The organism is Cruoricaptor ignavus, assembly GCF_014961145.1.
Classification (GTDB): Bacteria; Bacteroidota; Bacteroidia; order Flavobacteriales; family Weeksellaceae; genus Cruoricaptor; species Cruoricaptor ignavus.
Map to the genome: position 1 here is coordinate 445,561 of NZ_CP063145.1, position 13,677 is coordinate 459,237.

Sequence of the window (13,677 nt, forward strand, 5' to 3'; positions counted from 1 at the left end):
TTTATTTTTAATTACTTTTGCGCCGTTAAAAAATTTTTATGCAGAACATCAGGAACATCGCCATCATTGCCCATGTGGACCACGGGAAAACAACTTTGGTGGATAAGATAATTCACGCTACGAGTGTTTTTCGCGAAAATCAGGAGAGCGGTGAACTCATTATGGATAATAACGATTTGGAGCGTGAGCGCGGCATTACCATTCTTTCAAAAAATATTGCGGTAACCTATAAAGGTGTGAAAATCAATGTGATAGATACACCTGGCCACGCCGATTTTGGCGGAGAAGTAGAGCGCGTTCTGAAAATGGCAGACGGCGTAATTCTGCTGGTGGATGCCTTCGAAGGGCCGATGCCGCAAACAAGATTCGTGCTGCACAAAGCCTTGCAGCTTGGCCTGAAACCAATAGTAGTCATCAACAAAGTGGATAAGCCGAACTGCAGGCCGGAAGAAGTGCACGATCAGGTTTTTGACCTTTTCTTCAACCTGGATGCCACGGAAGAACAGCTGGATTTCCCGACTTTCTACGGCTCATCAAAGCAGGGTTGGTTCAATACAAGCCTGGAGCCTGCAAACGATATCACGCCGCTTCTTGACGGCATTCTGCAATATGTTCCCGCGCCAAAAGTGGAAGAAGGCAGCCTACAAATGCAAATCACTTCGCTAGATTATTCATCGTTTTTAGGGAGAATTGCCATCGGCAAAATTACAAGGGGCTCGCTGAAAGAAGGGGAGTGGATTGGCCTTGCACAGGAAGAGAAAACCGTGAAGGGCAAGGTGAAGGAGCTTTATGAATTTGAAGGCCTTGGCAAGAAAAAAGTACAGGAAGTGCAGGCAGGAGACATTTGTGCGGTGGTAGGCTTCGATGCGTTCCAAATTGGCGATTCCTTTGTGGATTTGGAAAATCCGGAGCCTTTGCCAAGAACTGAAATCGACGAGCCTACGCTGAATATGACTTTCTCCATCAATAATTCGCCTTTCTTTGGGAAAGATGGTAAGTATGTGACTTCCAACCATTTAAAAGACAGGCTGGAGAAAGAGCTGGAGAAAAACCTGGCACTGAGAGTTCAACCAACCGATGATGCTAATACCTTCTTGGTTTTCGGCAGAGGAATTCTGCACCTTTCCGTGCTTATCGAGACGATGAGGAGGGAAGGCTACGAGATGACGATTGGGCAGCCACAGGTAATCTTGCGCGAAATTGACGGCGAGAAAATGGAGCCGTACGAAATGATGGTGGTAGATGTGCCGGAAGAATTTGCATCCCGCGTTATCGACCTTGCCACGCAGCGCAAAGGCGATTTGCTCATAATGGAAACCAAGGGCGAAATGCAGCATATGGAGTTTGAAATTCCGTCCCGCGGATTAATCGGGCTGCGCTCACAAATGCTCACAGCAACAGCCGGCGAAGCCATTATGGCGCACCGCTTCTCTGAGTACAAGCCTTTCAAGGGCAATATTCCGGGGAGAAACAACGGCGTTTTGGTTGCAAAAAATCAGGGACAATCTACCGCTTATTCCATTGAAAAACTCCAGGACAGAGGTCGATTTTTCGTAGATCCTGGCGAGGAAGTTTACGCAGGAATGATTGTGGGCGAGCAAAATAAGCCGGGCGATTTGGTGGTGAACATTGTGGAAGGCAAGCAGCTGAACAATATGCGAGCTGCAGGGAAGGATAAGGACGGCAGCATAGCGCCAAAAGTGGAGTTTTCGCTGGAGGAATGTATGGAATATATTCAGGCGGATGAAGCGATAGAAGTAACGCCGAATTTCATTAGAATGCGAAAGAAAATCCTTTCCGAAGAGGAGAGAAAGAGGGTGGAGCGCAGTGCGAAATCTTAAGAAATAAAATGGTCTTTTAAACGATTTTAAGAGACCATTTTTAAATATCCAAATTCTGATCCCAGGCCTCCAGGTAATCGTGAACTTTCTTCAGGAACATCCCGCCCAAAGAGCCGTCCACTACGCGATGATCGTAAGAGTGCGACATAAACATCAGATGGCGGATGCCTATCATATCGCCGTCCGGCGTCTCTACCACGGCAGGCTTTTTCACGATGGCGCCAATTGCCAATATCGCAACCTGTGGCTGCGGAATAATGGGCGTGCCCATCAGGTTTCCGAAGGTTCCCACATTGGAAATCGTGTAGGTGGCACCCTGCGTATCTTCCGGCTTCAGCTTTTTGCTGCGCGCTCTTTCCGCCAAATCGTTGATGGCTTTTGCAAGCCCTGAAAGCGAAAGCTGATCGGCATTTTTGATGACCGGTACAATCAGGTTGCCGTCCGGCAGAGCCGTTGCCATACCGATGTTGATGTTTTTCCGCTTGATGATTTTATCGCCGTCCACAGATACATTTATCATCGGATAATCCTGAATGGCCTTTACCACGGCCTTCACGAAAATCGGCATAAAGGTGAGCTTTTCGCCTTCGCGCTTTTCGAACGGTGCCTTATTTTTATTGCGCCATTTCACCACATTCGTTACATCCGTTTCGATGAAGGATGTTACATGAGGCGATGTGCGCTTGGAATTCACCATAGCATCGGCGATGATTTTCCGCACCCTGTCCATCTGGATGATTTCGTCGCCATCGTAGGTTGGGATTGTTGCGGCAGGTATTTCCGCAGGCTTAGCAGCGGCAGGCTGTGCGGTTTGCGGTTGCTCAGTTTGCGGCTGAGATTTCCCGCGGTTTTCAAGGAAGTTCAAAATATCTTCCTTCGTGATTCTGCCTTCAAGGCCGGAACCTTTGATGGACTGCAGTTCCGCTTCGGAAATATTTTCTTCCTGCACGATGGATTTTACCAAAGGAGAAAGGTATCTCTCGCCGGAAATTTGGGCTGATGAATTTTGTGCGGAAACTTGTTCGGCATCTTTCAGGGGCTTTTCCAATTCGCGGATTTCTTCCTGAGAAATCTGCGGAATATCGGTACGCACATCTTCCGCGGACTTCGGTTCCTGCTGCTGTTCCTGCACATCTGCAGAGCCTTCGCCTGCAATTTCCAGAATGGCGATAGCCTCGCCAACTTTTGCCACCTCATCCTTCTGTTTCAGGATTTTCACGATTTTTCCGGAAACCGGCGTAGGCACATCGCTATCCACTTTATCGGTAGCGATTTCCACTACGGAATCATCCTCATTCACGGTATCGCCCTCATTAAAATGCCAGGAAATAATGGTAGCTTCCATCACACCTTCGCCCATCGAAGGCAGCAGCAGTTTATATTCAGCCATAAATTTGTTTTGATTTTGACAAAGATAGGATATAATTGATAATTAAGTAAGAAGCCGGCCTATCAATCATCTATTACACATTCAAACACTTCCGCGAAATTTGATACGATTAAATTTTTCACCCTCTGCACTTCTTCCGGCGAAAGTTCGCGCTCCAGTTCACGCTGAAGCGAAGTCACCTGTTTATCCCTGATTCCACACGGAATGATGTACTCAAAATAGCGCATGTCCGTATTTACATTCAGCGCGAAACCGTGCATCGTAACCCACCGAGAAGCCTTCACACCCATCGCACAAATCTTCCGTGCAAAGGGCTTCCCAACATCCAGCCAAACACCCGTTTCACCAGGGCTTCGCTCGCCTTTCAGCCCGAATTCTGCAATGCTGCGGATGATGACTTCTTCCAGATTCCGCATATACAGATGGATATCCGTACGGAAATTTTCCAAATCCAAAACAGGGTAGCCCACGATTTGCCCAAAACCGTGATAGGTAATATCGCCGCCACGGTTCGTCCTGGTATAAACGGCGTTTATCTCGCGCAATTTTTCCGGATTGGCAAGCATATTTTCTTCGTGGCCGCTCTTTCCCAAGGTGTAAGTGTGCGGGTGCTCTACAAAAAGCAGGTGGTTTTCCGTAGGCTGGAAATCGCCGGGATTTTCACGGTTCGCAATTTTTTGGGCGATGATTTGCTGCATCAGCTTTTCCTGATGGGCAAAGGCTTCATCGTAGTTCATCAGCCCTAAATCTTCAAACCGGATACGCTTGTTCTGCTGAATTTTCATCATAAAATTTAAACAAAAATAAGGAATGCTAAAAACTTCATTATTTTTGCCGAATGAGAAGTCTTAAATCCCAAATTTTCCGCGCCGTTCTCGCTGGAATTTTCGCGGCATCTTGTGCAACGCAGAAGCCTGCACCGCCGCAGAAACAGGAGAAACCGAAAACCGAACAGGGCACGAAAAACACAAGCCATCAGCAGCCGAAAAAATCCGCAAAGGAAGAGGCGCCAAAACCTGTGGCAGTGGCTTTGCCGCCTGTTAATCGGGAATTCCGTGCAGCGTGGGTGGCCACGGTTGCTAATATCAACTGGCCTTCGAAAGGAAATTTCAATACCGAGGCGCAGAAAAGGGAAGCGATACAAATCCTGGATGCGCTGAAGGAAGCGAATTTCAATGCCGTGGTTTTCCAGGTGAGGCCTTCTGCAGATGCATTTTTCAAAACTAACCTGGAGCCGTGGTCTTATTTCCTGACCGGGGAAATTGGCAAAGCGCCATCATCAATGTACGACCCGCTGGAATTCTGGATCGAGGAAGCGCACAAGCGCGGAATGGAGCTTCACGCCTGGGTAAACCCTTACAGGGCGCACCATTCTGCCGGCGGAAGGGTAACTTCCGGAAGTATGGTGAACAAGATGCCAGAATCCATCTACCGCCTGAAAAACGGGATGTACTGGATGGATCCATCGGACCAAAAGGTGCAGGATCATTCCGCGGCGGTCATCCGTGATTTGGTGAAGCGGTATGATCTGGATGCGATACACATCGACGATTATTTCTACCCCTACAAAGAATACAACGGCGGTGCAGACTTCCCGGACAACCGTACCTGGAATGCCTACCGAAACGGCGGCGGAAAACTGTCCAGAGCGGATTGGAGGAGGGGGAATGTGAACGGTTTCATCAAAAGAATTCACGATGAAATCAAGGCGGAAAAACCATATGTAAAATTCGGTATCTCGCCGTTTGGAATCTGGAAACCTGGCTATCCTGCCGGAATCAAGGGCTCCTCTCAGTACGATGAACTTTTTGCCGATGCTAAACTTTGGCTGAACGAAGGGTGGTGCGATTATTTTGCGCCGCAGCTTTACTGGAAGGAAGGCGGTCCGCAAAGCTATTCCGCGCTTTTGAAATGGTGGAACGATGAAAACTACCGCAACATTCACCTTTGGCCTGGTTTGAACACGGTGGGAATTCGCGGCGTGGATAAGCCTTCGGAAATTGCAGGGCAAATCCGCACAACCCGTGCGCTTTTGCAGAATAACGCCGGCGAAATCCATTATAATGTGGATGGCGTTATAAAGGATGCTGCGATGCTTTCTGCCGTGAAAAACCTTTACAAAGAAAGAGCCTTGGTGCCGGTAAGCCATTGGATAAAGGTAGAAAAATTAGCCAAGCCCAATCTTAATGTCAGCAAAAACGGCGCAGATTTTCAGGTGAAGTGGAATTCCAGGGATTCGGGTAAAATTTACAGCTGGGTGCTTTACACAAAATACGGTGGCACCTGGACTTACGAAATTACGGACAGGCAAATTTCAAGCAAAACCCTGCCTGCCGTGAAAAACGGAAAACCGTTGGAAATAGTGGCGATAACTGCTGTGGACAGGCTTGGCAACGAAACTGAAAATGCTGCCGTGCAGTTGAAAAATTAATTATTAAAACTTTGAAAATTTAAGGAATGGGTATGCTCGAAAATTTCAGTATCTGAGGCTATACCTTAAACTTTGAACCTAAAACTTGAACTATAAATAATGAAGTGCGGAATTGTAGGCCTGCCTAATGTAGGGAAATCAACGCTGTTTAACTGCCTTAGCAATGCGAAAGCGCAAAGCGCGAATTATCCGTTTTGCACCATTGAACCAAATCTGGGAACGGTTTCCGTGCCGGATAGAAGGCTGAATGTGCTGGAAGACCTGGTAAAACCGGAAAGGGTAGTGCCGGCAGTTGTAGAAATTGTGGACATTGCTGGCCTTGTGAAAGGCGCCTCGAAAGGTGAAGGGCTGGGCAATCAGTTTCTGGCGAACATCAGGGAATGCGACGCGATTATCCACGTATTGAGATGTTTCGACAATGGAAATATCGTTCATGTGGAGGGCTCGGTAAATCCCATTCGTGACAAGGAAATCATCGATACCGAGCTTCAGCTGAAAGACCTGGAAACTTTGACCAAAGCTACTGACAAGGCGAAGAAATTCATAAAATCCGGAAAGAAGGAAGACATCCTGACCTATGAAACATTGCAGGTGCTACAAAAATTCGTGGAAGACGGCAGAAACGCTCGGGAATTTGAAACCAATGACCTTACCAAACCAATTGTGGATGAGGTGCATCTGCTCACGAACAAGCCGATTTTGTATGTATGCAATGTGGACGAAACATCAATAAAAAACGGCAACGAATGGGTGGAAAAAGTGCGAGAAATGGCAGCGCAGGAAGGCGCAGAAGTTGTGGTTTTGGCTGCACAAATTGAGGCGGATATTAATGAACTGGAAACCTACGACGAAAGGCAGATGTTCCTGGAGGAGCTTGGGCTGGAAGAACCCGGCGTAAACCGGCTGATACGAAGCGCATACGATTTGCTGCAGCTGCAAACCTATTTCACGGCCGGTGTAAAAGAAGTAAGGGCATGGACGATTGGCAAAGGCTGGACGGCACCACAGGCTGCAGGCGTTATCCACACGGATTTTGAGAAAGGATTCATCCGTGCGGAAGTTATCAAGTTTGATGACTTCGTGAATTACGGTTCGGAAGCGAAGGTGAAGGAGGCCGGCAAAATGGGCGTGGAAGGAAAGGAATACATAGTGCAGGACGGCGATATAATGCATTTCCGGTTTAATGTTTAACTCAAAAATTTTATTATAATGAAAAAGAAAATTGCAATAATCATCGGAAGTCTCCGACAGGCATCGAACTGCAGAAAGGTCGCCAACGAACTTATCAGACTAGCACCGGAGGAATTTTCGCTGCATCTCATTGAAAGCGGGGACTTGCCGCTATACAATGAGGATCTTGAAGGGGAAAATATACCAGAATCTTGGAAACGCTTTAGGAGTGAACTCTCGGAGGTAGAAGGTGTAATATTTGTAACGCCGGAGTACAATCGCGGGACTTCCGCAGCGATGGCAAATGCAATCGAAGTAGGCTCTCGTCCTCCGAAAATGGGAGTTTTAAATGGTAAACCCGCAGGCGTAATTGCGGTGACCCCTGGCGCCATGGGTGCTGCGGGAGGTGCCAGGGAGGTTCGTAGTAGGCTTGTCCCCCTGAATATGCCGACCCTTCAGCAGCCGGAAGTCTATATCTCTAAGGTTAAGGAACTCTATTTGGATGACGGCAGTACTTTGAAAGAAGAAACCCAGGAATTACTGAAAAAGTTTCTAGGAAAATTTGCCGAGCATATACAGCTCTACCAGTAAAAATTCAGGCGCACTTCTGGTGCGTTTTTTTAATCTTGATCACCACAAAAATTATAGAGACCTGCCAAAGCTTTGAATCTAAAATTTTAAACCTTATTTTTGCAGAATTACGGATTTTCTCAACCTGATTGATGATTGAAAATACTGCTGCAAACTACAGCGAAGATAATATTAAAACGCTTGAGCCGCGCGAGCATGTGCGTTTGCGTCCCGGGATGTATATCGGGAAATTGGGCGACGGTTCTGCGAGTGATGACGGCATCTACATCCTGGTGAAGGAAGTGCTGGATAATTCCATCGATGAATTCCGAATGAAATTCGGCAAGCGCATCGATGTGAAAATTTCTGACGGGAAAGTGGTGGTACGGGATTATGGCCGCGGAATTCCGCTTGGGAAAATCGTGGATGTGGTTTCCAAAATGAATACCGGCGGAAAATACGATGAAGGCGCCTTCAAAAAATCCATCGGGCTGAATGGCGTGGGAACGAAGGCGGTGAATTTCCTTTCCACCTATTTTCAGGTAAAATCCGTAAGAGAAGGGAAAATGCGCCGCGCAGAATTTAGCGAGGGAATTCTGCAAGAGGCTCATAATGAGGAAGATACAACCGAAAAAAACGGCACGGAAATTACCTTCATCCCAGATAATTCCATCTTCATCAATTACAAATTCCGCAACGAATATGTGGAGCGGATGCTGCGGAATTATGCGTACCTGAATCTCGGGTTGAAGATTTATTACAACGGCCAGGTCTTTGAATCTCAGAACGGCCTGAAGGATTTGCTGGAGGAAGAACTCGACGGTGAAATCGTTTACCCAATCATCCACATCAAGGATGAGGATATGGAAATTGCCGTGACACATTCTGACAAATCTCAGTCGGAAACCTATTTTTCCTTTGTAAATGGGCAATATACTTCGCAAGGCGGAACGCATCTGAGCGCATTCAAGGAAGCCTTCGTGAAAACCATCCGGGAATTTTACAACAAGAATTTTGAAGCGGCGGACATCCGCAAAGCCATTATTGGTGCGGTTTACATCAATGTGGGCAACCCGGTTTTTGAATCTCAGACGAAAACGAAACTGGGCTCTACAACGATGGGGCAAGACAAGGCTGGGAATGAGCTGGAAACGATTAAGACATTCACAACCAATTTCTTAAAGAGCAAACTGGACAATTTCCTGCACCAAAATCCTGAAACTGCGGAGGCTATTCAGAAGAAAATTCTGATTTCCGAGAGAGAACGCAAGGAACTTTCCGGCATACAAAAACTGGCGAGAGAGCGTGCGAAAAAGGTGTCGCTGCACAACAAGAAATTACGGGATTGCCGGCAGCATTACAGCGATCAGAAAGCGCCACGGAAATCGGAATCGCAGATTTTCATCACGGAAGGTGATTCGGCCTCCGGATCGATTACGAAATCGCGAGATGTAGAGACGCAGGCTGTGTTTTCGCTTCGTGGGAAGCCGCTAAATTCGTTTGGTTTAACCAAAAGAATAGTATACGAAAACGAAGAATTCAATCTGCTGCAGGCTGCGCTGAACATCGAAGATTCGCTGGAAGATTTGCGCTACAATCAGGTCATCATCGCTACGGATGCTGATGTGGATGGGATGCACATCCGCTTACTGCTCATCACTTTTTTCCTGCAGTTTTTCCCGGATTTAATTAAAAACGGACACCTTTATATTCTGCAAACGCCGTTGTTCAGGGTGCGGAACAAGAAGGAAACCAGATATTGCTATACGGATGAAGAGCGAATCCGTGCGCTGAATGAGCTGGGCAAAAATCCGGAAATTACAAGATTTAAAGGTTTGGGCGAAATTTCGCCAGATGAGTTTAAACACTTCATTGGGAAAGATATTCGGTTGGAACCTGTGGTGATTGGTAAGGAGCAGACAATCAATCAGTTACTAGAATTTTATATGGGCAAGAATACACCAGACAGACAGCAGTTTATCCTGGAAAATCTGGTGGTGGAAGATATGAATATCGATAAGCAAGAGCTCGTGGAAAACCCATTATAGCGGATTATTGAATTGATAAAAAATTAGCAAAATATTTGTGTAAAATATAAATGGCGGAGGAAGAAAATACAGGCGGTGAACAGCTGAAAAAAGTTTCCGGACTTTACAAGGACTGGTTTCTGGATTACGCTTCGTATGTAATTCTGGACAGGGCAATTCCGTCTGTTTATGATGGTTTCAAGCCGGTTCAGCGCCGAATAATGCATTCGATGCGAGAGCTGGAAGACGGCCGCTACAACAAGGTTGCCAACATTGTGGGCAACACGATGAAGTACCATCCGCACGGCGATTCTTCCATCACGGATGCGATGGTTCAGATGGGGCAGAAGGAGCTTCTCATCGATACCCAAGGAAACTGGGGGAACATTTACACCGGAGATTCTGCGGCGGCATCGCGCTACATCGAGGCAAGGCTCACGCCTTTTGCGATGGAGGTGGTTTTCAACCCGAAAACTACAAAATGGGTGAAGTCTTACGACGGCAGAAACAACGAGCCCATCGATCTTCCCGTAAAGTTTCCGCTGCTTTTGGCGCAGGGTGCCGAAGGCATTGGTGTAGGGCTTTCCACGAAAATTCTTCCGCATAATTTCAATGAACTGATTGATGCCACGGTCAATTATTTGAAAGGAAAAAAGTTTCAGATTTTCCCGGATTTTCTGACGGGCGGCTTGCTAGATGTCTCGGAATATAACGATGGTGAAAGAGGCGGGAAGCTGAGAGCGCGTGCGAAAATTACGCAGCTTGATAAAAATACACTGGTAATTTCGGAATTGCCATATTCGAAAAATACAGGCGAATTAATTGACAGTATCGTAAAAGCGACGGAGCGCGGAAAAATCAAGATTAAAAAAATTGAGGACAATACTTCGGACAAAGTTGAAATCCTGATACACCTCTACAGCGATACATCGCCGGATAAGACGATTGATGCGCTGTATGCCTTCACGGATTGCCAGGTTTCTATTTCGCCGAATGCCTGCGTAATCATCGATGATAAGCCTGCCTTCCTTTCCGTTTCGGAAATTTTGAAAATTAACGCAGATAACACAGTTGCACTTCTAAAGCGAGAACTGGAAATAGAGCTGCACGAATTGCAGGAAAGCTGGCACTTCGCATCGCTGGAAAGAATCTTCATTGAAAACCGTATCTACCGTGATATTGAGGAAGTTACGACCTGGGAAGAAGTGCTTTCCACCATTGAAGAAGGCCTGAAACCACACATTTCTCACTTGCTTCGCGAAGTGACACAGGATGATATCGTGCGCTTGACGGAAATCCGAATCAAGCGGATATCACGGTTTGATTTGGATAAATTCAAGGAGAATATTCTCTCATTGGAAGGGAAGATTGAGCAGGTGAAATATCATCTCGAAAATTTAATTCAATTTGCTGTTGATTATTTCCAAAATATCAAGAAAAAATACGGAAAAGATAAAGAACGGCGTACAGAATTGCGGATATTTGATACGATCGATGCGTCAAAAGTTGCCGTTGCCAATGTTCGTTTCTATGTGAACAGACAGGAAGGCTTCGTCGGAACTTCGCTTCGCAGGGATGAGTTCCTCTTCGAATGTTCGGATATTGATGACATCATTACCTTCCGGAAAGATGGTGCCATGAAGGTGGTAAAAGTGGAGCAGAAAACCTTTATTGGTAAGGATATTCTGTATGTTGGCATCTGGAAGAAGGGCGATGCAAGAACGGTTTACAATATGATCTACCGCGAAGGAAAGGATGGGCCGTACTATATGAAACGCTTTCCGGTGACTGCCGTTACAAGAAATACGGAGTATGCCTTGGCTTCTGATAAAAAATCATCAGAAGTGCTGTATTTTTCAGCAAATGCTAACGGAGAAGCAGAAACCGTAACGGTTTTACTGAAAAACAATCCGAGAATTAGGAAAAATAAAATTGAAGTAGATTTTTCGGAATTGGGAATAAAAGGCAGAAATTCCCGCGGAAATCTCGTGACGAAATATGCCGTGAAAAAAATCGACCTGAAGGAAGAGGGCGTTTCAACTTTGGCGCCGCGGAAAATCTGGTTCGATGAAACGGTGCGAAGGCTGAATGTGGATGCCCGCGGAACTTTTCTGGGCAACTTCAAAGGCGATGATAAAATCCTGACAATCAACAACAAAGGCGAAGCAAAACTGGTGTCTTTCGACCTTGCCAACCGGTTTGACGACGAATATCCTGTGCTAGAAAAATGGCAGCCCGAGCAGCCGATTACTGTGATTTATTTCGACGGGGAAAAGCAGCTTTATTACATCAAACGCTTCTTGCTGGATGCCACGCCGAATGTTCAGGCCGTGATGCCTTCCGAACATCCGAAGTCTTTCATAGAGCAGATCATCACGAGAAATGCTGCCACGGCAGAACTAATTTTTGCTAAGGAAAACGGAAAACAGCGTGACGCGGAAACTGTTGATATCGACAGCTTTATCGCTGTGAAAGGCATTAAAGCCATCGGAAATCAGCTCACTAAGTTTAAGGTAAAAAATATTAATGTCACAATTCCTGAACCAGAAGAAAATCCAGGTTTTGACGAGGTGGAGCAGGCTGAGGACCACATTTCCTTCATCGACCATGATGAAAAGGGCAGTGGTGCAATGCCTGAGGAAGGTGTGATTGGAAATCTTTTTGACGAATAAAATATGGAAATTTCACCGATAACTGCGGTAATTGCTGTGACTGCAATCATTTCATTCATTGGCTTTCAGAACCGCGCACTTTTCGAGAGATATATGTTCAATGTGGGCGCAGTAAAGCGGGGCGATTTCATCCGCCTGATTTCATCCGGATTCCTTCACGCCGATTGGATGCACCTGATTTTCAATATGTTAACGCTGTATTTCTTTGCGCCCATCGTCTTGGAAGTTTTCGGCAGCATCACATTTTTGCTCATATATTTCGGTTCCGTTCTGGCGGGAAATCTCTTCTCACTTTTGGTGTACAAAGATCAGGGCCATTATTCGGCAATCGGTGCAAGCGGCGGCGTTTCAGGCATTCTCTTCGCCAGCATCGCGCTTTATCCGCACATCGGCATCTACATTATGTTCATCCCGATTCCTGTGCCAGGCTACATTTTCGGGCTGCTTTACTTCGCGTACTCAGCATATATGATGCTCAATCCACGGCAGTACGACAATATAGGACATTCAGCGCACTTAGGCGGCGCAGCGGTCGGACTTTTGTGCGCAATCATATTGGCGCCACAGCTCGCAATGCAGAACATCCTGCAGCTTTTGGTAATGGCCTTACCGCTGTTTTACATCGCCTATATGATTTTCGTGAAGCGCCGAAAATAAAGGGGAATTCACTTTTGGGCAATGATAAATCTGTGGTTTCCAGAAAGGTCTTTCAGCAATTCTTTCCTACGGAAATTTTGAAATAATGCCAAGGTTTCATTACCGAACTTCTGATTGATTTCTAACAAGACTAAACCATTGGAAATCAAATATTTACAGGCAAAATCAGCGATTTTTCTGTAGAAAATGAGCGCATCTGAAACAGGTGAAAACAGCGCGATATTTGGTTCGAAATTTTTTACGGATTCTGAAATTTCCGACCATTCGTTTTGACCGATGTACGGCGGATTTGAAATAATGATGCCAAACTTTTGGCTGAATTTTTCGCTGAAATTCATCGTGAGAAAATCATCGTGAATAAAATGAATTCCTGTTTGATGATATTCAGCATTTTTCTGCGCAATTTCCAGGGCTTTTGCAGAAATATCAACGCTGAAAACTTCAGCTTCCGGGAAATTCTTTTTCAGGATGACTGGAATAATTCCGCTGCCTGTGCCAATATCCAATATTTTTAAATCTCGCGAATTTTGGCGAACTGTCCGAATTCTTTGAATAGCAATTTCCATTAATTCTTCGGTTTCAGGCCGTGGAATCAGGACATTTTCATTGACGAAAAAATTCAAACCAAAAAATTCCGTTTCGCCGAGAATCTGCTGATAAGGTTTGCCGGATTTTAGTTGCTGAGTTTTATCCAGAAAAATTTTCAGAAGCTCATCATCAGGAACAAAATTATCATTCCGAATTTCCGTAAGATCCATCGCCAAAAACTTTTCCGCAAAAATTTTAAACAGAAAAGAAATTTCTGTATCCGAATAGATCTCGGAAATTTCGTCGCGAAAAAGAGTTTTGATTTGGGAAACGGTCAATTAAAAATTCCTATAATTTATATTATGTTAAATAGAGTGAATCTGAGCAAAAG

10 protein-coding genes are annotated in these 13,677 nt (G+C 45.7%); 7 read left to right on the forward strand and 3 right to left on the reverse strand.

Features of this window, described 5'->3' with window-relative positions:
* The first annotated feature begins 38 nt into the window (after positions 1-38).
* On the forward strand, positions 39-1,841 hold the full coding sequence (gene typA, locus IMZ16_RS02035) for a translational GTPase TypA (RefSeq protein ID WP_073179495.1): 1,803 nt from the start codon (positions 39-41) through the stop codon (positions 1,839-1,841).
* Between the two features lie 40 nt (positions 1,842-1,881).
* Here the strand turns inward: typA and IMZ16_RS02040 are convergent, their stop codons facing one another.
* Together IMZ16_RS02040 and lipB are read right to left on the reverse strand one after the other, a co-directional pair.
* Positions 1,882-3,231: a dihydrolipoamide acetyltransferase family protein gene (locus tag IMZ16_RS02040; RefSeq protein WP_193440282.1), complete on the reverse strand. Its 1,350-nt coding sequence runs from the start codon at positions 3,229-3,231 to the stop codon at positions 1,882-1,884.
* Positions 3,232-3,293: 62 nt separating this feature from the next.
* Positions 3,294-4,016 (reverse strand): lipoyl(octanoyl) transferase LipB, encoded by a 723-nt coding sequence (gene lipB / locus IMZ16_RS02045; protein ID WP_193440771.1) that lies wholly within the window; start codon positions 4,014-4,016, stop codon positions 3,294-3,296.
* A 53-nt stretch (positions 4,017-4,069) separates the two neighbouring features.
* Here lipB and IMZ16_RS02050 point away from each other — a divergent pair, with 53 nt between their 5' ends.
* The 6 genes from IMZ16_RS02050 (at position 4,070) to IMZ16_RS02075 (ending at position 12,758) form a co-directional block, all read left to right on the forward strand.
* Positions 4,070-5,662 (forward strand): glycoside hydrolase family 10 protein, encoded by a 1,593-nt coding sequence (locus IMZ16_RS02050; protein ID WP_193440283.1) that lies wholly within the window; start codon positions 4,070-4,072, stop codon positions 5,660-5,662.
* 99 nt (positions 5,663-5,761) lie between these two features.
* A complete protein-coding gene (gene ychF / locus IMZ16_RS02055; RefSeq protein WP_193440284.1) occupies positions 5,762-6,853 on the forward strand; it encodes a redox-regulated ATPase YchF in 1,092 nt (363 codons plus the stop codon).
* A gap of 18 nt (positions 6,854-6,871) precedes the next feature.
* Positions 6,872-7,423: an NADPH-dependent FMN reductase gene (locus IMZ16_RS02060; protein ID WP_227411544.1), complete on the forward strand. Its 552-nt coding sequence runs from the start codon at positions 6,872-6,874 to the stop codon at positions 7,421-7,423.
* A gap of 131 nt (positions 7,424-7,554) precedes the next feature.
* Positions 7,555-9,450, forward strand: coding sequence for a DNA topoisomerase IV subunit B (locus IMZ16_RS02065; RefSeq protein WP_193440285.1), 1,896 nt, complete (start codon positions 7,555-7,557; stop codon positions 9,448-9,450).
* Between the two features lie 50 nt (positions 9,451-9,500).
* Complete coding sequence (locus IMZ16_RS02070) at positions 9,501-12,101, forward strand: DNA gyrase/topoisomerase IV subunit A (RefSeq protein WP_193440286.1); 2,601 nt, start codon at positions 9,501-9,503, stop codon at positions 12,099-12,101.
* A 3-nt stretch (positions 12,102-12,104) separates the two neighbouring features.
* Complete coding sequence (locus IMZ16_RS02075; RefSeq protein WP_193440287.1) at positions 12,105-12,758, forward strand: rhomboid family intramembrane serine protease; 654 nt, start codon at positions 12,105-12,107, stop codon at positions 12,756-12,758.
* A gap of 8 nt (positions 12,759-12,766) precedes the next feature.
* Here IMZ16_RS02075 and prmC read toward each other — a convergent pair whose 3' ends face one another.
* Entirely contained in the window at positions 12,767-13,624 is an 858-nt protein-coding gene (gene prmC, locus IMZ16_RS02080; protein WP_193440288.1) for a peptide chain release factor N(5)-glutamine methyltransferase, read from the reverse strand.
* Between the last annotated feature and the right edge of the window lie 53 nt (positions 13,625-13,677).

Bases quoted from the DNA above. Each gene is read 5' to 3' on its own strand.
- typA (WP_073179495.1), top strand. From the start codon at position 39: ATGCAGAACATCAGGAACATCGCCATCATTGCCCATGTGGACCACGGG.
- IMZ16_RS02040 (WP_193440282.1), bottom strand. From the start codon at position 3,231: ATGGCTGAATATAAACTGCTGCTGCCTTCGATGGGCGAAGGTGTGATG.
- lipB (WP_193440771.1), bottom strand. From the start codon at position 4,016: ATGAAAATTCAGCAGAACAAGCGTATCCGGTTTGAAGATTTAGGGCTG.
- IMZ16_RS02050 (WP_193440283.1), top strand. From the start codon at position 4,070: ATGAGAAGTCTTAAATCCCAAATTTTCCGCGCCGTTCTCGCTGGAATT.
- ychF (WP_193440284.1), top strand. From the start codon at position 5,762: ATGAAGTGCGGAATTGTAGGCCTGCCTAATGTAGGGAAATCAACGCTG.
- IMZ16_RS02060 (WP_227411544.1), top strand. From the start codon at position 6,872: ATGAAAAAGAAAATTGCAATAATCATCGGAAGTCTCCGACAGGCATCG.
- IMZ16_RS02065 (WP_193440285.1), top strand. From the start codon at position 7,555: ATGATTGAAAATACTGCTGCAAACTACAGCGAAGATAATATTAAAACG.
- IMZ16_RS02070 (WP_193440286.1), top strand. From the start codon at position 9,501: ATGGCGGAGGAAGAAAATACAGGCGGTGAACAGCTGAAAAAAGTTTCC.
- IMZ16_RS02075 (WP_193440287.1), top strand. From the start codon at position 12,105: ATGGAAATTTCACCGATAACTGCGGTAATTGCTGTGACTGCAATCATT.